The 17,699-nt window shown below is 47.5% G+C and carries 21 protein-coding genes; 9 read left to right on the plus strand and 12 right to left on the minus strand.

From position 1 onward, the window contains the following. Positions 1 to 48 precede the first annotated feature (48 nt). Positions 49 to 315 (plus strand): hypothetical protein, encoded by a 267-nt coding sequence (locus HZS85_RS10670; RefSeq protein WP_214855791.1) that lies wholly within the window; start codon positions 49 to 51, stop codon positions 313 to 315. Between the two features lie 70 nt (positions 316 to 385). Here HZS85_RS10670 and HZS85_RS10675 read toward each other — a convergent pair whose 3' ends face one another. The 6 genes from HZS85_RS10675 to HZS85_RS10700 all read right to left on the minus strand — a co-directional run bounded on the left by HZS85_RS10675 (position 386) and on the right by HZS85_RS10700 (position 5,832). Further along, the gene (locus tag HZS85_RS10675) at positions 386 to 1,165 is read right to left on the minus strand and encodes an HAD-IIB family hydrolase (RefSeq protein ID WP_214855793.1); all 780 of its coding nucleotides are present in this window, start codon (positions 1,163 to 1,165) and stop codon (positions 386 to 388) included. Positions 1,166 to 1,289: 124 nt separating this feature from the next. Continuing rightward, entirely contained in the window at positions 1,290 to 1,985 is a 696-nt protein-coding gene (locus HZS85_RS10680) for an FAD-dependent oxidoreductase (protein WP_214855795.1), read from the minus strand. 28 nt (positions 1,986 to 2,013) lie between these two features. Then, on the minus strand, positions 2,014 to 2,766 hold the full coding sequence (locus tag HZS85_RS10685; protein ID WP_214855798.1) for an iron ABC transporter ATP-binding protein: 753 nt from the start codon (positions 2,764 to 2,766) through the stop codon (positions 2,014 to 2,016). Further along, positions 2,763 to 3,827 carry an iron chelate uptake ABC transporter family permease subunit gene (locus tag HZS85_RS10690; RefSeq protein WP_214855801.1) on the minus strand — a complete coding sequence of 355 codons (1,065 nt, stop codon included), beginning with the start codon at positions 3,825 to 3,827 and terminating at the stop codon, positions 2,763 to 2,765. The genes HZS85_RS10685 and HZS85_RS10690 overlap by 4 nt, the downstream gene beginning before the upstream one ends. Next, the gene (locus HZS85_RS10695; RefSeq protein ID WP_214855993.1) at positions 3,824 to 4,819 is read right to left on the minus strand and encodes an ABC transporter permease; all 996 of its coding nucleotides are present in this window, start codon (positions 4,817 to 4,819) and stop codon (positions 3,824 to 3,826) included. The genes HZS85_RS10690 and HZS85_RS10695 overlap by 4 nt, the downstream gene beginning before the upstream one ends. Positions 4,820 to 4,839: 20 nt before the next feature. Continuing rightward, positions 4,840 to 5,832, minus strand: a complete 993-nt coding sequence (locus tag HZS85_RS10700) for a siderophore ABC transporter substrate-binding protein (protein WP_214855804.1) — start codon at positions 5,830 to 5,832, stop codon at positions 4,840 to 4,842. A 386-nt stretch (positions 5,833 to 6,218) separates the two neighbouring features. On the opposite strand from HZS85_RS10700, the gene HZS85_RS10705 reads away from it, so the two are divergent. Then, the gene (locus HZS85_RS10705; RefSeq protein ID WP_214855806.1) at positions 6,219 to 7,166 is read left to right on the plus strand and encodes a sensor domain-containing diguanylate cyclase; all 948 of its coding nucleotides are present in this window, start codon (positions 6,219 to 6,221) and stop codon (positions 7,164 to 7,166) included. Positions 7,167 to 7,221: 55 nt separating this feature from the next. Here HZS85_RS10705 and HZS85_RS10710 read toward each other — a convergent pair whose 3' ends face one another. Further along, positions 7,222 to 7,779, minus strand: a complete 558-nt coding sequence (locus tag HZS85_RS10710) for a hypothetical protein (RefSeq protein WP_214855807.1) — start codon at positions 7,777 to 7,779, stop codon at positions 7,222 to 7,224. 255 nt (positions 7,780 to 8,034) lie between these two features. Here HZS85_RS10710 and nikA point away from each other — a divergent pair, with 255 nt between their 5' ends. From nikA to HZS85_RS10735, 5 genes are read left to right on the plus strand one after another with little or no spacing between them, the layout of a single operon-like run. Beyond that, positions 8,035 to 9,645 carry a nickel ABC transporter substrate-binding protein gene (nikA, locus tag HZS85_RS10715; RefSeq protein ID WP_214855809.1) on the plus strand — a complete coding sequence of 537 codons (1,611 nt, stop codon included), beginning with the start codon at positions 8,035 to 8,037 and terminating at the stop codon, positions 9,643 to 9,645. A gap of 12 nt (positions 9,646 to 9,657) precedes the next feature. Then, entirely contained in the window at positions 9,658 to 10,599 is a 942-nt protein-coding gene (gene nikB, locus HZS85_RS10720; protein ID WP_214855811.1) for a nickel ABC transporter permease, read from the plus strand. Beyond that, positions 10,596 to 11,441 carry a nickel ABC transporter permease subunit NikC gene (gene nikC / locus HZS85_RS10725; protein WP_442899602.1) on the plus strand — a complete coding sequence of 282 codons (846 nt, stop codon included), beginning with the start codon at positions 10,596 to 10,598 and terminating at the stop codon, positions 11,439 to 11,441. Before nikB ends, nikC begins: the two co-directional genes overlap by 4 nt. Continuing rightward, positions 11,438 to 12,244, plus strand: coding sequence for an ABC transporter ATP-binding protein (locus tag HZS85_RS10730; RefSeq protein WP_214855813.1), 807 nt, complete (start codon positions 11,438 to 11,440; stop codon positions 12,242 to 12,244). The genes nikC and HZS85_RS10730 overlap by 4 nt, the downstream gene beginning before the upstream one ends. After that, positions 12,241 to 13,038 carry an ATP-binding cassette domain-containing protein gene (locus tag HZS85_RS10735; RefSeq protein WP_214855815.1) on the plus strand — a complete coding sequence of 266 codons (798 nt, stop codon included), beginning with the start codon at positions 12,241 to 12,243 and terminating at the stop codon, positions 13,036 to 13,038. The genes HZS85_RS10730 and HZS85_RS10735 overlap by 4 nt, the downstream gene beginning before the upstream one ends. A gap of 46 nt (positions 13,039 to 13,084) precedes the next feature. Here the strand turns inward: HZS85_RS10735 and HZS85_RS10740 are convergent, their stop codons facing one another. From HZS85_RS10740 to HZS85_RS10750, 3 genes are read right to left on the minus strand one after another with little or no spacing between them, the layout of a single operon-like run. Next, positions 13,085 to 13,855: an ABC transporter permease gene (locus HZS85_RS10740; RefSeq protein WP_214855818.1), complete on the minus strand. Its 771-nt coding sequence runs from the start codon at positions 13,853 to 13,855 to the stop codon at positions 13,085 to 13,087. Continuing rightward, positions 13,852 to 14,736, minus strand: coding sequence for an ABC transporter ATP-binding protein (locus HZS85_RS10745; protein ID WP_214855821.1), 885 nt, complete (start codon positions 14,734 to 14,736; stop codon positions 13,852 to 13,854). The genes HZS85_RS10740 and HZS85_RS10745 overlap by 4 nt, the downstream gene beginning before the upstream one ends. Further along, on the minus strand, positions 14,733 to 14,960 hold the full coding sequence (locus tag HZS85_RS10750) for a PLDc N-terminal domain-containing protein (RefSeq protein ID WP_214855823.1): 228 nt from the start codon (positions 14,958 to 14,960) through the stop codon (positions 14,733 to 14,735). Before HZS85_RS10750 ends, HZS85_RS10745 begins: the two co-directional genes overlap by 4 nt. A 197-nt stretch (positions 14,961 to 15,157) precedes the next feature. On the opposite strand from HZS85_RS10750, the gene HZS85_RS10755 reads away from it, so the two are divergent. Further along, positions 15,158 to 15,508 (plus strand): cupin, encoded by a 351-nt coding sequence (locus HZS85_RS10755; protein WP_214855825.1) that lies wholly within the window; start codon positions 15,158 to 15,160, stop codon positions 15,506 to 15,508. A gap of 52 nt (positions 15,509 to 15,560) precedes the next feature. On the opposite strand, the gene HZS85_RS10760 is transcribed toward HZS85_RS10755, so the two are convergent. Together HZS85_RS10760 and HZS85_RS10765 are read right to left on the minus strand one after the other, a co-directional pair. Further along, positions 15,561 to 16,676, minus strand: a complete 1,116-nt coding sequence (locus HZS85_RS10760; protein ID WP_214855827.1) for a hypothetical protein — start codon at positions 16,674 to 16,676, stop codon at positions 15,561 to 15,563. 63 nt (positions 16,677 to 16,739) lie between these two features. Continuing rightward, the gene (locus HZS85_RS10765; protein WP_214855829.1) at positions 16,740 to 17,258 is read right to left on the minus strand and encodes a helix-turn-helix domain-containing protein; all 519 of its coding nucleotides are present in this window, start codon (positions 17,256 to 17,258) and stop codon (positions 16,740 to 16,742) included. A 149-nt stretch (positions 17,259 to 17,407) separates the two neighbouring features. On the opposite strand from HZS85_RS10765, the gene HZS85_RS10770 reads away from it, so the two are divergent. Next, positions 17,408 to 17,677, plus strand: a complete 270-nt coding sequence (locus HZS85_RS10770; protein ID WP_214855831.1) for a hypothetical protein — start codon at positions 17,408 to 17,410, stop codon at positions 17,675 to 17,677. Positions 17,678 to 17,699 lie beyond the last annotated feature (22 nt).

Consider the following 17,699-nt stretch of genomic DNA (forward strand, 5'->3'; position numbering starts at 1 on the left):
CTGTTTCATGAAACAAATCAAATAGATAGTAACCATGAAGGAGTACATATGAATAAAGAAATGATCATTCGCTTATTGGGATTTTTCTTTGTATTGAATGTCTTTTTAATGATCGATTTGTTCTTTTCGATGAGCCGAACGATTCTTGAGCCACTGGCATTAGTCGTTGCTTCATTGACCATGTTCATTCCTGTGAAACGGCTCAAGCCACTAGAAGAACAAACACTGTCGATTATCAAATCGAGTATCGCTGTCCTAGTAGGAATGCTCTTGATGAGCGGATTATTCTTACCCATCGTAGTCATCTTTGGATAAGTAACTATATTAGATTGCATACATCTGAAAGAGATTTAACTATTGATCCGAAAATTTCACCAGGCGTTATTTAGGAATACGACGTGGAATAGACGTATTTTTGGCTTAGATGCCTGATTTGTTCGACTATGTGAGATTCTAAATGACTGGTGGAGTCAATGGTGTGATCTGCGTAAATACGGAGTGATTTATGGCTTCCGATCATGACCGCATACTGCGCTCCTTTGAATAGCTCGATATCGTTCGCGTCGTTCCCGAAAGCAATGTATCCCTCGCTCTCGATACCAAGACTTTGTAAAGCAGTCCGTTTATTGATGCTGGTTGGACTGATATCCAATACTTGTTCCGATCCATGATAATGAACAACGACATCCATTCGAAGTAGCTCGTTTTCTAAGGATTTCAGATTGTTGGCACTCAAAATGAGGATTTTTATGATTCGATCATGGTGAGCTAGCGGAACATTTTGTGCCGTCTTACCCGGATCTAGATTGTTCAGAATAGGATGGTCTTGCGGTCCGTTATATGTATAATTCCAGTCACTATCGATTAAATATGTGGCTTTATGCTTGTCGAGTAATTCTGTGATAAAAGAAAGCTCACGATCGTCGAACGATTTTGATTGAACGATTGTTTGTTCCGATGCGACCAACGATCCGTTTCCGCCGATTAAGATATGATCGTGGAATGAAGGATGAATGACGGGTAGCATGTCACGGATAGGACGTGCCGAAGCAAAAATCACACGGTGCCCGTCGTCCTCGACTGCATGAAGCGCCTGTACGATGTCTTGAGACATCGGTTCTCCTTTAAAACAGATTGTTCCATCGAGATCAAATACAAAATTCATAAGCAACCCTCCAAAAGTCAGTTGATGCACTTATCATAACAAATATTTACAGATAACATACCAATTCCTTATTTTGAAAAAACAAAAAGACTCCAGTCAATGCTGAAGTCTAATCATTGGTACCTTATACAAAAAACGTATCTAATTGGTCTTGACGTTTATCAATCATAATCTGAGACTTTGGAATGTTAGCGCCTTGCAACACGTCAATCGTGTCACGGAGAAATTCATCACTACCAACGATATAGAACAAACCGTCCTTGTCCGCTGTCATCGCTTTGACAGCATCGTAGTAGGCAGCGCGACTCTCGACATAAGCGGGGCTAAACTGATCATGCGAAGGAAGCTGAGTTTTGAATAGTTCAGTTCGCGCAGAATCAACGTTCAACGAGTGCATGTGCGGAATGCCACTTCTATCAGCCTGATGTTGCAGGATGATTGGTCGAAACGTTGCCAGACCAACGCCTGCTGACAGTAAGTACACCGTACGATTTTCCCGACGTAGTGGAATGTTCGAATGCGTCTTAAACAAAGCAATCTTCTCACCTAGTTTCAGCTGCCGAAGTGTCTCCTTAAAGACGGAACATTCCGGTTTAATCCGCGTCGTGATGCCGATCGTTTCTTCATGAGGGAGCGTCGAGATCGACATATGCCGAATCAGACTACGGTTCGGTTTTTCACCTGCATTAAACCCTTCTAGCGCCATATGCGTATGGGCGCCTTCCTCCCAAACGAAACCATCCGGACGTTGCAAATGAAACGTATAGGTGTGTTCGCCTTCTTGCGTTACCTGCTCTAGTGGTAGCCAATCGATCTGCATCATTCATTCCTCATTTCTATATAAAGTATCAATAGACGGCAATCGGACCGTATGGACCTTCGATGATCTCAAGATGGGTCTCGAAGATCTCGGATAACAGCGCTTCATCCATGACTTCGGCGACCGTTCCGAAAGCGGCAATTTGTCCGTCCTTCATCGCACAGATGTGATCGGCATATTTCGCAGCAAAATTGATGTCGTGTAAGACGGTGATGATCGTCCGTCCAAACGTATCAGCGACGTGTCGCAGGTACCCCATCATCTGGACCGAGCGGGCGATATCAAGATTATTGAGGGGTTCGTCGAGTAGAATGTATTCCGTTTCCTGACAGAGTACCATCGCGACATATGCCCGTTGCCGCTGTCCGCCCGATAATTCGTCGAGGTAGCGGTTCTCAAGCGACGTCAACTCGAGAAAATCGATGTATTTCGAGATGATCGTCTCATCGTCAGCCGTCAAGCGACCTTTTGAGTAGGGGAAACGTCCGAAGCCGACGAGCTGCCGGACTGTCAGCCGGGTTACGAAATGATTTTCCTGCCGCAGGATGGTGATGATCTTCGCTAAGTCTTTCGATTTGCTACTTGTCACATCCATGCCAGCGACTTCGATCTGCCCGGCATCGAGATCAAGCAAACGACCGATCATCATCAACGTCGTCGACTTACCGGCACCGTTTGGACCGATCAACGCCGTGAATCCACCTTTTGGGATCGTTAAGTCGATTGGACCAATTCTAACATCATCCGTATACGATTTTTTAACGTGTTCAAGTGATATCATAGGTACCTCTTTCTAAGCAACACGATAAGGAATATCAGTCCGCCGAACAGTTCGATGATGACGGAGACGACGCTTGGCGTGTTGAAAATGTGATACATGAAGAAATAGGCAGTCGTCAAAATGAAGAAACCAATTGCGAATGCCATCGGGAAGACGTATTTGTGATCATACGTCGCAGCGACCTGATAACTGAGTGTCGCCACTAAAAAGCCGAAGAACGTCAACGGTCCAATCAATGCCGTCGACATCGACATCAGGAGTGAAATCAGAATCAAGAAGTAGATGACACTGCCACGATGATTGACACCGAACGATGTCGCGACCTCTTTTCCGAGTGCGACGACGTTGAGTCGTCCTGACGAGAAGTAGAGCAACAGACCGACGATGAGGACGACCGGAATGACGATCGGGAAGTAGGACGCGTCGGCATTCGTGACCGAACCAAATAATCGTGCTTGTAAGATATCGAACTCGGACGGTGCAAGCATCTTTCGCATGAATGACGACAGCGAGTTGAGACCAGTGCCGAGAATGATTCCGACGAGCAACATCAGCTGCAGGTTCGCGTATTTTCCGGACAACAACCATCCGTATAATAAGAGGCTCATCGCGAGCATGATTGCGACCTGTGTCAAAAAGGCGCTCGTGCCGGTAAAGCCGACGAGTGCTCCCGCACCGAAGAAGAAGATCATCGATGTCTGGATCGTCGAGTAGAGAGCATCAAAACCAAGCAGGGATGGTGTGATGATCCGGTTGCTCGTGACCGAATGAAAGGCGACGGTCGCGAGACTTTGGCAAATTGCTGCGATCGCCATCGTGATGACTGCCGTGATCCGGCGTTCGACGACCGGCCAAAAGGACGGAGAATCAAACGGAACCGGATTATTGTAGAGCAAGAGACCGATCGTACTGAGCACTCCGCCACTGAGGAACAGGATGAGGAGAATCCAGTAGCGGCGCTCGAGTCGTTTCGACTGAAACGCAGACGCCCGGCGATTGATTTCACGTGTAACGCTCGGTTGAATTCGTGTATGTTTCTGTTGTCTAATCGCGGTACTCATCTGACACCTCCAGTCTTCCGTCGACGTAACAGAATGATGATGAAGACGGCTGCCCCGACCGTTCCGAGAATCAAGGAGACCGGCAGTTCAAACGGACGGATGATCGTGCGTGAAATCAGATCACTGATTAAAATCGTTGCCATCCCGATCAGACAGACCCACGGCAGATTACTACGGAGATCGTCACCGCGAAACATCGAGACGATGTTCGGAACGATCAAGCCGAGGAAGGGTAGGTTGCCGATGACGGTCGCGACGACACCGACGGATAGAGCGATCAGCCCAGTCGCGATCAGCATCAGTCGATTGTAGTTGACGCCAAGGCTCGTCGCGACGTCCTCTCCGAGTCCAACGAGCGTCAAGCGACTCGCGAGAAAGAAGATACAGACCGTGACACCGATGATGATCCAAAGATACTCGTAGCGACCGATCTGGACGGACGCAAACGAACCGACGAACCAGCCTTCGATCGCTTGGCTGGCACGGAAAAACAACCCGAGAAACGTCGATATCGCTGAGATGACGGCTCCGAGCATCAGACCGATGATCGGGACGATCAACGATGAACGCAGTCGGACCGAACGGAGAAACCAGAAGAAGACCATCGTCCCGATGAACGCAAACACGATGGCTCCGGTCATCCGCATCATCAAGGACGGTGCCGGAACGAGTAAGTAAACGGCTAACAGTCCGAGTCCCGCCCACTCGATCGTTCCCGTCGTCGTCGGTTCAACGAGCCGATTTTGCGTGATCAGTTGCATGACGAGTCCAGCCATTGCCATCGCAGCACCCGTCAGCATCAAGGCGAGTGTCCGCGGAACACGTGTGATCCAGAACATATCGAAATCGTTCGCTGCACTCCGTAGTTCGTAGACGCCCGTGAAGAGGGAAGCCGCTGCGAGCGCTAAGACGAGACATAAGGTCAAGACGAACGGCTTCGTCCAAACGACAGAAAAGGAAGGTCGAGCGGGTGGCTCAACTCTTCCATTCATTTGTTGCTGTGCGTGTGCCATTACTTCTCGAGCGCTTTCGCGATGTCAGTGAAGAATTCAGAGTACGTCTGAATCGATTCATTCAAGTACGTGTCTTTTGGTGCGTAAACGATGTTGTCGTCTTTGATTGCTTTTGTTTTCTGCAGGGCAGGCGCACGGTCAATGACATCTTGCGCCGGTACGGCACCTTCAGCGTTTCCAAGTGGTGCGTCGCGGTCAAGGACGAGTAACCAGTCCGGGTTACTTTGAGCAATCGCTTCGACCGAGACTTCATCACCTTGGTCGTTGCCCGATTTTTGTTTGACTTCGAGGGCTGGTTTCCAATCGAACAGTTCATACATCGGTCCGAAGACACGTCCACTCATCGGAGCCGAGAATCCGATATCGCCGCCTGAGACGATGACCGACATGACGCTGTCCTGTCCGTTATACGATTTTTTAACGTCTTTGATCGATTGCTCAAGCGTTGTCACGAGCTGGTCCGCTTCTTGTTTTTTATCGAAGATTTGTCCGAGTGTCTCAGTCGTATCTTCAAGTCCTTTGACGAGTAACTCACCTGGCGTATTGGAGTCTTCCGGTAAAGCGATATCAAGATCGATGACAGCGGCGTTCGGGACGAGTTTTTTGATGTCTTCGTAATGATCGGCGAAACGCTGGCCGACGATGACGACGTCTGGATTAACACCAGCAATCGCTTCGAGGTTCGGTTCGAAGTGCATGCCGACATCGACGATATCCTTGTCTTTTGCGTATGGTGATTCAGCCGGGAGCAGTCCGACTGGTGCTGCTGCGAGTTCGACGTCCCATGCAGCAAGCGTCTCGAACGTTCGGTTGTCGAGTGCGACGACTTTTTTCGGATCGACCGGGACGTTGACTGTTCCGTGTGCATCCTTGATTTTGACTGTCTTCGGTGCTTCTGCGTCCTTCTTCGTGTCTGCTTCTCCTGCGTTCCCGCATGCTGCTAGTAAGACAGCAAGCGAACTCACGACGAGTGGTGTTTTCCATTTCCCCATGATGATTCAGCTCCTCTAGTTCAATTTGATAAACATGGATCACGGATTGAGTAGCAGATGGATTATGTATACCTACGTGATTAATCTGTTCTCAATAAGTGATAATGATTATCATTGTCATGTTCACCGAGAATAATAGCAGACGATTTTAGAAGATGCAACGCTCATTTCCAGCCAAATGGCTGTCCGAATTTTTACCTTCTATAAACTATACGAAAATAAAAAAATGATAATCTTTCTCATTTAGTCATAGAAGTAGGAATATTTGACGCTTTTGACGAAAACAGGTTTAAGCGACAGTCAAAAGAGAAAGTGGTAATAAATGTAACGTTTTTGTTTTTCAAATCAGAGAAATTGCAGAGAATGACTTCGAATTGAGGTGCTCTATGAATCAACCATTTGAAGACTTGAAGATGTATCAAAATTTTGATGAATTGGCAGATGATGTTCTCGATTTCGCAAAAGAGATCTTACCGGATCAGATGCTGTATTTATCAGCGATCGAAGCAGGACAACAACGGATGTTGAAGATTGCGAACGATAAAGCAGATATCCCGATGGTCGAAGGCATGCAGATTGAACTGAACCAATCGTTATGTAAGCTGATTAATTTCGAGACGAGACAGCCGGTCGTGCTCGAAGATATTCCGAACGCGGAACAACTCGGCGACTGGCGAAAAGGTTTGGAGGAGGCTCACGTCCGGTCCTATCTAGGTATTCCAATCGTCTTGACGAGCGGAGAGACGTTCGGCACATTATGTGCGATCAATAATCGGGTTAGCTTGTATGACCAAAAGAACATCCAGTTATTGCAACGGATCGTCCGACTCTTCTTGTACTACTTAGAACTTGAGCGTCATGCTTGGAAGGACGCGTTGACAGGACTGCATAATCGACGGTACTTAACGAAGCAGTTCGAGGATCATCCCGGGCAGACAGGGGCCGTCTTCTTCCTTGATCTCGATGGCTTTAAGCAGGTCAATGACGTCTATGGACACGAGACGGGGGACATCGTCCTGCAAGAAGTCGCACAACGCTTGCGACAGTTCGTCCGCGAACAAGATGATGCGATGGCCGTGCGGTTAGGCGGTGATGAATTCATCCTCCATTTCGGTCATTCGGATTCAAGGGAAGGGTGGGAACGACTCGCAGAGCGGATCGTCACTGCGTTAAGTGAGTGGGAAACGGATTACCGCGTGTCGACGAGTATCGGAATCGTGATGTATGACAGTCCAGAGTTGCAAGCCTTGTTACAGCAGGCGGATATTGCGCTATATGCCGCTAAGTCGTCTGGAAAGAATACGTATCAGTTCTATGAGATGGCGAAGAAATGAACGAATATCAAAAGACCTGACGCTTCTGAATCTCTTCAGAAACGATCAGGTCTTTTTAGTTGCCATGAAGACGATAGACGATCCGAATGATGTCCTTTTTCGGAAGGTCAGGGTATTTGAGACATAACGTCTCGACGCATGTCACGGGATCGACATCTTCTAATAAGCGGATGGCTTCCTTGACGACTGGATCATGTGGTTCGGTGACTTCGGAAACTTTAACAGTGGAGTCGCTCGATTGATGAATCAGGTAAAACAATACCGTATGTACAGATACGAGCACGACTTTTGTCGCGAGAGAAATCGTGATCGACGCAACGTAGAGGTCCATCCAAAGTAAGACGCTCAAACTGACGGAACCGTTCACGACAGCAAACAGTATGTTCGAGAAACGACGCTTAAACAGTCCGCCAAGCGCACGCATCATCCCGTCAAAGACGACGCTGACGACCAGGCTAGCGAGATAGAAACATACGAGAAACACCAGACAACCAACGAACGAGTCGTAGGAAACATCTCCGACGGATAAAATCAGTCCATCGATCATCAGTAAAGGGAGCACTAAGAGCAGACTGAGCAACACAAGCGAGACGGAGGAAACCAGTCGTGACATCCTATCATCCTTTCCGTACAAATGATTTCCTTAGACAAGAAATGCAGCATACAAACTAGGATACCGCTTAACACAGTTGATTACAATTATTTACAAACAAGAGGCGTACACAGAATGTTACTCAGTTAAGCGTGGAAACCCTGTCAAAAAGCGTCTTTACGTCCAGTTAACATCTGGATTATCCATTGACAATCCTTATCTTTCCCACTTACAATTGAAAATGATTATCAATACAAGTTGGGGGATCTGCTTACCATGAACGTTAACCGTAAAAAATTACTAATTTCTACCGTCTCGATCCTGTCTTTGACATCGTTATTGATCGGCTGCTCGAATCCAGGCGAGTCGACAGGAGAGCGAAAAGATAAAGATACATTGACGCTCGCGTGGCCACGCGACGTTGGAACGATGAATCCACACGTCTATAATCCATCACAACTGTTCGCACAGTCGATGATCTATGAGCCACTCGTCCACTATGGAGAAGGTGGAAAGCTCGAGCCATACTTAGCCTCGTCTTGGAAGATTTCTGAAGACGGAAAAACGTATACGTTCACGCTTCGTGACGGCGTCAAGTTCTCGGACGGTTCGACGTTTGACGCAGCGATCGTCAAAAAGAACTTTGACTCGATCCTTAAACAAAAAGCCTTACATAGCTGGCTTGGTTTCATCACGAAAATCGAGAAGACGGAAGCGGTTGATGCGAAGACATTCCGTCTGACATTATCCGAAGCCTATTACCCGACGATTCAGGAACTCGCGGTCGTCCGTCCGGTCCGTTTCCTCGGAGAGGCTGGATTCCCGGAGAACGGCGATACATCGAAAGGTGTCAAAAAGGAAGTCGGGACAGGTCCATGGATGCTCGACGAATACAAACCGGATCAGTATGCGACGTTTAAGGTCAATAAGAACTACTGGGGACCGAAGCCGAACATCGATCACATCAAGGTCGACATCATCCCGGATGCGGAGACACGTGTCTTAGCACTCGAAAAAGGACAGGTTGATCTGATTTACGGGGAAGGGGCGATCAGTATCGATGCCTTCAATCAGTTGAAGACGGATAAGTCGTACAAAACGCAGATGTCTGAACCAGTCGCGACGCGTCTCCTCGTTTTGAACACGAAAAATAAACGTCTGTCTGACGAACGCGTCCGCCAGGCGTTACAGCACGGGTTCGATAAAGCCGCCCTCGTTGAAGGGATCACGTCGGGATTAGAAGCACCGGCTGATTACCTTTTGCCACCGAACATGCCGTACACATCGAACTTGAAAGTGAAGCAACGGGATTATGACGTGAAGGAAGCAAATCGTCTTCTTGACGAAGCAGGCTGGAAACTGCCGAAAGGTGAGAAGGTCCGCGTCAAAGATGGTCAACCGCTGCAAATCGGGATGATGTATGATGCGGCCGAGCAGGTCCAAAAGGCGATGGCCGAAACGTTGCAGTCGGAATGGTCGAAAATCGGCGTCGAGCTGAAGACGGAAGCTGTCGAATTACCGGATCAAGTCCAGCGCTTCAAGGACAACCGATTTGACATCAACTTCTACAGCAACTTCGGTGCACCGTATGATCCGCATACGTTCGTGAACCTGATTGATACGGATGGCTTCGGCTTCAAGGAAGCGATTTCGTCTTATCCGAATAAAGAACAACTGTTGCAAGAGATCAAAGATGTCTTGAAGACGACGGACGAAACAAAGCGTAAGAAGATGTACGCCGACATTCTGCCATCACTCCAAGATCAAGGGGCATTGATTCCAATCTCGTACTTGAAGAAGATGGCAATCTATCAGTCGGACGTGACGAACTTCCAGTTCCCTGCGAACCGAGACGAGAGTCCATTCGCGCGTATCGGCATCAACTAAAGGAGGGATGACATGGGGGTCTTCCTCGTCAAACGCATATTATCCGTCATCCCGATCTTGTTACTGGCGGTCTTGATTCTGACCGGGTTGATTCATTTGTCACCGGTTGATCCGGCACAGGCCTATCTGTCCGCTGCTCATATCCAACCGACGGATGAACTGCTCGCTGCCAAACGAGCAGAATTCGGACTCGATCAACCGTTTTATAAACAATATATCGATGCCGTCATCCGCTTGGCGCAGCTTGATTTCGGAACATCGTATCTATCGGGTAAACCAGTCCTTGAAGATGTCTTGTTACGTTTACCACCGACAGTCGAACTGGCAGTGACGAGTCTGTTGCTGGCGCTTGTCATCAGTATTCCACTCGGGTTCCTTGCCGGCATTAAGAAAAATGGCTTCTTTGACCATCTGAGTCGGGGAATCGCCTTCATCGGGGCTTCGATTCCGTCGTTTTGGCTCGGATATCTGTTCATCTTCTTCTTTGCCGTAAAGCTTGATTGGTTTCCGGTCGGGGGAACAGGAAGCGTAATGCACTTGATCTTACCGGCATTGACACTCGCATTTCCATTGATTGCCCTGTATACACGTTTGCTGCGCGGAAGTGTGATTGAAGCATTGAATGAACCGTATGTCTTGTTTGCCCGGACACGTGGATTAAAGGAAGGACGGATTCTTGGCAAACACGTCCTTCGGATGGCGATTCCGCCAATGATCACGGGTCTTGGGATGAACCTCGGGAAGTTGCTGACGGGAACGATCATTGTCGAGACCGTTTTCTCGTGGCCTGGCTTCGGTCGCTACTTCATCGAAGCGATCTTTGATCGAGACATGCCGGTCATCCAAGGCTACGTCTTTCTCGCGGCACTCGTCTTCATCGGCAGCAGTTTGCTCGTTGATATCATTCAAGCCGTGCTCGATCCACGACTAGCGAAAAAAGGAGGAGCAGTATGAATACTCCACTTCCAGCAACGATGATTCGGTCGCGATATACACCGCTTCTTTATCTCTGTGCCCTCGTCTTGATTGGCATGGCAGGCGTTGCGTTGTTTGCACCGTGGATTGCGCCGCATGATCCGAATCTAGTCGACTTGACGCAAAAGCTTCATGGACCTTCGTCAGCCTATCTGCTCGGAACCGACCAGCTCGGACGTTGTCTCTTGTCGCGCTTGATCTATGGTGCGCGGATCTCACTCGGCTGTGCCGTGTTGATTTTCATCGCCTCACTTGCAATCGGATTGTTCGTCGGAACACTTGCCGGCTATCGTGGAGGTTGGGTCGATCAACTCTTAATGCGTCTGTGCGACGGTGTAATGGCGTTTCCGAGTCTGATACTCGTCCTCGGTCTCGTCGGTATCTTTGGTCCGGGTCTCAAGCAGGTCATCATCGCCTTGATGCTCGTCCAGTGGGTTTATTACGCGCGGATGTTCCGCGGAATGGTCATGACGTTGAAGACGGAAGCGTTCATCGCGGCTGCTCGCGTCAACGGTTCATCTTCATGGAAGATTATCCGGACGCACATCCTGCCGAACATCTTACCGCCGCTACTCGTCATTGGGACACTTGAGATGGGCTGGGCGATCATGGATATCTCGGCGATGTCGTTCCTTGGGCTTGGTGTCCAGTCACCGACAGCCGAATGGGGAGCGATGATTCACGAAGGAAAATCGTACATCCGGACGAATCCGGAATTGATGATTTATCCGGGACTCGCGATCATGCTCGTCATCATCAGCTTTAACCTAGTAGGAGAACAGTTAGCAGAACGATTCGGTGTATCAAAAACGATGAAATGAGAGGAGGTGCCCGTATCAAACCGATCTTAGCTGTCGACGGTCTGACCGTCCGTACGAAACAACAAGTAACATTGATCGAAGGGGTGACGTTCTCGATTCAACCAGGTCAAATCCTCGGTCTCGTCGGAGAAAGTGGTTGTGGGAAGACAGTGACGAGTCTTGCGTTGATGCGTCTGCTTAATCCGCAAACGACAGACGTGACCGGTGATATCCGACTGAACGGAAAATCGATCCTTTCCTTATCGGAACGCGCTGTTCGGTCGATTCGGGGCGGTGAGATTGCATTCATCATGCAAAATCCGATGAGTGCCTTCACACCGGTCTACTCGATCGGGCACCAGATGATCGAGACGATTCAGACCCATTCACGTTGTTCAAAGCGTGAAGCGAAACAGCAAGCGATGACGGCACTTGAAGAAGTTAATCTAACGGATGCCGCCCGGTTGCTCAAAGCTTATCCGTTCGAGCTGAGTGGCGGGATGTTGCAACGGATCATGATCGCCTTAGCCGTCGCCCTGCGCCCAAGCGTCTTGATTGCCGACGAACCGACGACGGCGCTCGACGTCTTCAATCAAAAGACGGTTCTTGAATTACTTGAACGGATGCGGGCGACTTACGGAACGGCGATGTTACTCATCTCGCATGATCTCGGTGTGATCGCTGAACTTGCAGACGATGTCCTCGTCATGCAGCAAGGACGGATCGTTGAGCAAGCAGATGTTTTTGAATTGTTTGATCGACCGCAGCATCCGTATACACAGTCACTTCTTGCACAGCATATCGGAAGGGAGGCGTTCGGATGAGTCTCTTGCAGATCGATCAAGTCTCACACGTCTATAAACGCCGGTTTCAACCAGCAAAGACCGTCTTACACGATGTCTCATTGACGCTTGAAGCGGGACGCTGTCTCGGATTGCTCGGGTCGAGTGGTGCCGGCAAAAGTACGCTCGGACGATTGTTGCTTGGGCTCGAACGTCCTTCAAGCGGTACGATTTGGTTTAACGGTGTCGATCGCCACGCGACAAAACGACCGTTTCAAGGTGACGTCCAAGTCGTCTTTCAGGATTCCTTCGCTGCGGTCAATCCAAAGCTGACGGCTGCCGATATCATCGCCGAACCGCTTGATAACTTCATTCGTTTAAAGGGTGAAGCACGGCAACAGCGTCTCGTCACGCTTATCGAACAAGTCGGGCTCAAGGCGACGGATTTGACGAAATATCCAGCGCAGTTCAGTGGCGGGCAACTCCAGCGGATCGCAATTGCGCGAGCGATTGCTGCCGAACCACGCCTGATCGTTTTAGACGAAGCGGTCAGTAGTCTCGACATGGTCAATAAACGATTGATTCTCGCTTTGCTAGCTGATTTAAAGCGAAAACACGGCTTAACATATGTCTTCATCACCCATGACATTAAAGCTGCCGAGCAACTCTGTGACAGCTTTGCAATTTTGGAGCAGGGACGCCTCGTCGGGCATTATCCGAGTCTAGTTGCATTTGATGCTGCGACGGATCCTGCCGTTGAACGGATGCGTCAAGCGAAGCTTGCCATGCACCCAAGACAACGAACGATTCGAAAGACACAACCAACTAAAGGATAACGGACTGCTGAACGCTTCCGTTATCCTTTTTTGTTGTAGAGCCGGATCAGTAAGCAGTTTTTCGGAACCGAAGTGCCGACCAGCCGAGTGTGAGGACAATCCAAACGAGACAAGAAATGACACCGAACAGATGGGACGAAGAAATAAACGATGTGTTCGATGGAACTGACAGAAGCGCACCAGGCATGAAAAATAGAACGTCTGGCTTTAGAGAAGGAAGTACAACAAGAAGCAAGGAGACGACGAGCGATAGGATGCCAATTGGTACAGCGCGTTGCAAGAAGGTGCTGATCAGTAATGTCAGACTAACGACGAACAACGTCCAAAGACTAAAATCGAGGATGATGCGTAGCGCAAGCATCGGCGAAAGGAATCCGAACCAATAGACGGTCAGACAATAGGACGTGAGTGCCCCGATTAGAATTCCGAATAAACTGATCATACCGTGACTGAACCATTTCGATAGCAGATAGACATTCCGAGAAACAGGACGCGTTAAAATGAAATCCTGCATGCCGGTTTGGCGATCTGACGCTAGCAGTCCCATGAAGCTCATGATCAGGACGATCAAGCCAAGCTGATTGAACTGTCCATGAATCGTTGCGCTGAAGACGTCAAGTGATTGCGGAGCAGGACGATTCGGATCAACGATGATTCCATCTGCGTTTCCGACGTGTGCGAGTAAGACATCCATATACATCAACAGCAATGGTTGCGTCACGCCGAGGGCAATGAAGAACAGCGGTAACCAGATGATTTTCCATTCTTTCCACGCTTCCAACCACTCGGTCAGCGTCAGTGTATAAAACGTCCTCATACATCCGCCACCATATCGAGGAACCGTTCCTCGAGTCCAATCGGTTGATAGGCAATCGAAGCAATCGACCATCCTAGTTGAATCAAGGTGGTCGCTAACTCTGAAAGGTCAAGTGGCTGCTGTGCGGAGAACTGATAGCAGCATGGGTTGATTCGATCAATCTCGACTCGTGGAAATAGCGTCGCAGAAAACGACAGGACAGGTGTAAGCGTCTCGACTTGAATCCCGTATTGATCAACGTTGCGTTGATTGTCGAGCGGACCAAGCAATTTTCCGTGTTTGATGACGAGGAACCGGTCGCAACACGTCTTCGCATCTTCTAACAGGTGTGTCGAGACGATGATCGTCATTCGTTTCTTTAAACGGAGGATCAACTGATTGATATCATGCCGACCACTTGGATCAAGGGCGGAAGCTGGTTCATCGAGAATCAGAAATGTCGGTTCATGTAAGATCGCTTGGGCGATCCCGAGACGTTGGCGCATTCCGCCAGACAAGCGTTCAATGACTTCTGCTTGTTGAGCGTGGAGTCCAACTTCATGTAGAACGTCCGGAATCCGCTTATTTAACGTTGCGCGATCAAGCCCCGACAAGCGACCGAAGAAACGCAGGGACTGTTCGCACGTCATCCAAGGTTTAAAGTCGGTCTGTTGTGATAAATAGCCGATCGATCGCTGCTGTTGCAGGATGGGGCGGGAAGACATCGTGATGGAACCACGATCACTCTCGATCATGCCGCTTAGACATTTCAGGAGTGTCGTCTTTCCGGCACCATTTGGACCAATCAGTCCGAGACATTCATGTTCGTGAATTGTAAAAGAAATATCGTCTAGAATGAGACGTCGTTGAAGTGAAAGCTGGAGATTGGAAATCTGAATCATGCCATCGTCCTCCTTCCGATGACGAAGTAGAGAATCGAGCCAATCGGCTGGACGAGGAGAATGACCATTAACCATATTGCCGGTGTCGCAATCCGGTCCTTGCATCTAAACCAATCGATACAGGCGCAGCTGAGTAGAATCAGGTTGATGGAGATGTAAATCAATAATAGGGGCAAAAAGCGTTCCCAGTCGATGTGTGATAAGGCAGAGAAATCTGTATTCATGAAACACCCTCCTTTTCTATTTCCATTATCAATAATGAAAATAGAAAAGTCAATGCCATAGACGAGTCATCGTTAGTTCTCAATCAGTTAGAGCTATGATAAACTTTTCTTATCAAAATTTTCCAAATGCGATTTGAATCAAATCGTCTAGATGAAAGACGAACTATCAAATGAATCATGATGTCGAGGAGGATTATATGCAGATTTATCAATTTAAAAAAGAGGTGGGCAAGAAAATTACGAAATTCGATTCGAACTTTGTGATGTCACGGATCATGCAGACGGAAAAAGTGACGCATATCGGATGCATCCATTTAGAAAAGAATGGCGTGGTCGGTTATCACCAGGCGGTCGTGCCGCAACTCTTGTTAATCGTAGAGGGTGAAGGATGGGTGAGAGGAGAAACGGATGACTACATAAATGTTCAGCGTGGGGAAGCCGTATTTTGGGATCAAGGAGAATGGCACGAAACGAAGACGGATACTGGGTTAACGGCGATTGTAATTGAAAGTGAAGAACTCGATACGTCAGCCCTCGTTTCCGTATGACGAAACTAAGCTTGATACATAAAGAGGCTGACTTATGCGTCAGCCTCTACTCTTATTCCGTACACCATTTTTCTAATTCTTCGAGACATAAACGTAACCGAGCACTTATCATTTCTCGACTCCCCATCTGTTGCGTAGTTTTATTAGTGAGATGAGGCTGATGTAACACGTCGTAGTGCTCATACGCTTCTTGCAATATCCATAATGTATACTCATCCTTTAATCGTTGAATTTGAGTGGTGCGTTCGTCTCCAACCACGTTAAAGCAATATCCACTTATGAATCCGTCAGCGATTTTGTTTAGAACATTACTTTTTTCTTGATACGCTTGATTTATGTATCGTGGAGCATTTGAAAAGGCTGGTAGCAGAAATTTGTAACAAAAAACGAAGTAAGCCGCATATTTCAAATCAAAATCCAATCTTGGAAACGGATCAATGATTGCAATGTGTGCATCAGTTAAAATTAGATTTTCTGGTGTTACATCTTGATTGACGAGCGAGATGTTTTGAACCTGAGTTCGTCTATTCTCAATTAAAGCATGAATATGCTGACCGACTTTTTCTTTATCAAAGCAAAGACTAGAGTGAATGAGCGTATTCAAGGCGATTAAGGCACGTTCATTTTCTTCCTGCCATAATGCATCCCTGTTTTTTGAATCGCTACCTCGTAAAGTTTCCCCTTGCCAGTGCAGTTCCCCGAAGCCTGTAATAGAGGTTTCATGGTTGTGTATACGATGAAAAATTTGTCCTAATTTCGTTCCGTAAGAATGGGCTTTATTCTGATCGAATAACAATAAATCTGTTCCACGACCCATGAACGTTTCTACTGTAAATACTGTGTCATCTTCAATAAAATACTGATAAAAGTCAGGACAGACATTTTGGTCACTTGTATTGGCATGTAAATAGTAAGCTTTCGTTGACTCATACTCTGTAGTCAGCTCTTGTTTATCAATCTGTTGCAACTCCCCATAAGCCTCATTCTTTTTTAGTCGGATCACAAGGTCTTGATCCTCTGACCTAGTTACTCTATAAACAGTGTGCCAAGCTCCTTCACCAATCTTTAGTAACTGTTCTTTATGTATGTTCTCGAGATTCCATTTGGTGAAGGTATTGTTTAACGTATCCATTGCCGTTTCATCAAGGTCTTCTTTGATCCGTTTCATGGTCTTCATTTCGCTCCCTAATAAAGTTGTGTCGTAGAAAACCCTCCTGAATTCGGAGAGTGTCTACGGTAAGATGACCAGTGAGACGGTCCGTTCAGTTGCCTGGTCTTCTGTCTCCAGGTGATGATATTTTTCGAGCAGTGTCCGCATGTCCTGTTGAAAATCATTGAAGGTTTCATCCGTCAGTTGCAATTTCGCGATCGAGAACGTCGAATGGTCCTGACCTTGCGTTTGAACGGTCTGTTCGAAGTACGTCTTGTACTGCTGCAAGACATACATGAAGTAGAACGAGACGAAGTTCACTTTTTCATCGTACGTCGCACTGTTCCAGTCTGCTTCGCTGATTTGATAACCGCTCGTGTTCAAGGCATAGATTTTTTCCTCGACTTTTCCGACGCGCTGGACGGCGACGATTTTCAACAACTGATCGTCCATCATCGCATTAACTTGCCGGTACAAAGTAGACTGCGGTACATCCGTTAAACGTTGATTCAGTTGCATGATTGATAAGCCGTCTTCGCGATCAATCAATTCGAGTGCAATCTTAAACCGGACATGATTTTTGAATAAGTTAAAGTTCACGACGTGTTTCACTCCTTCGTTCAATCGATTCTAAAACTATCTTATCATGCTTTTGGAAACATTCTTAAAAATGATAATGTAAAAAGAGGGAAATTGATGTATTCCTTGAATGATTTACATTAGAGTATATTTTAGAAAGGAGCCTTCACATGAAAAATACAAGTTATCGCTACGGTACATATGCCCTCATTACAAGTTTTTTCTTATTCTTCATCATTCAGATGTTCCGAGCGTATATTGAATTATCTCCTGAATTTCTAGGAGAAAACCTTGGAGAGTATGGCTTAACGTATTTTCCAATCAGTGCATTAATCGTTGGATTAGTTTTTTTAAGCCATGGCTGGTGGACTGAAGATGAGAAAAAGCAGCGTGAAAAGCTAGCTGCACAAAATCAGCAAGAATCGAATGAATCGGTGTGACATCATGCCGTTGATACAGAAG

This window comes from Exiguobacterium sp. s130, assembly GCF_018619055.1.
Taxonomy (GTDB): domain Bacteria; phylum Bacillota; class Bacilli; order Exiguobacteriales; family Exiguobacteriaceae; genus Exiguobacterium_A.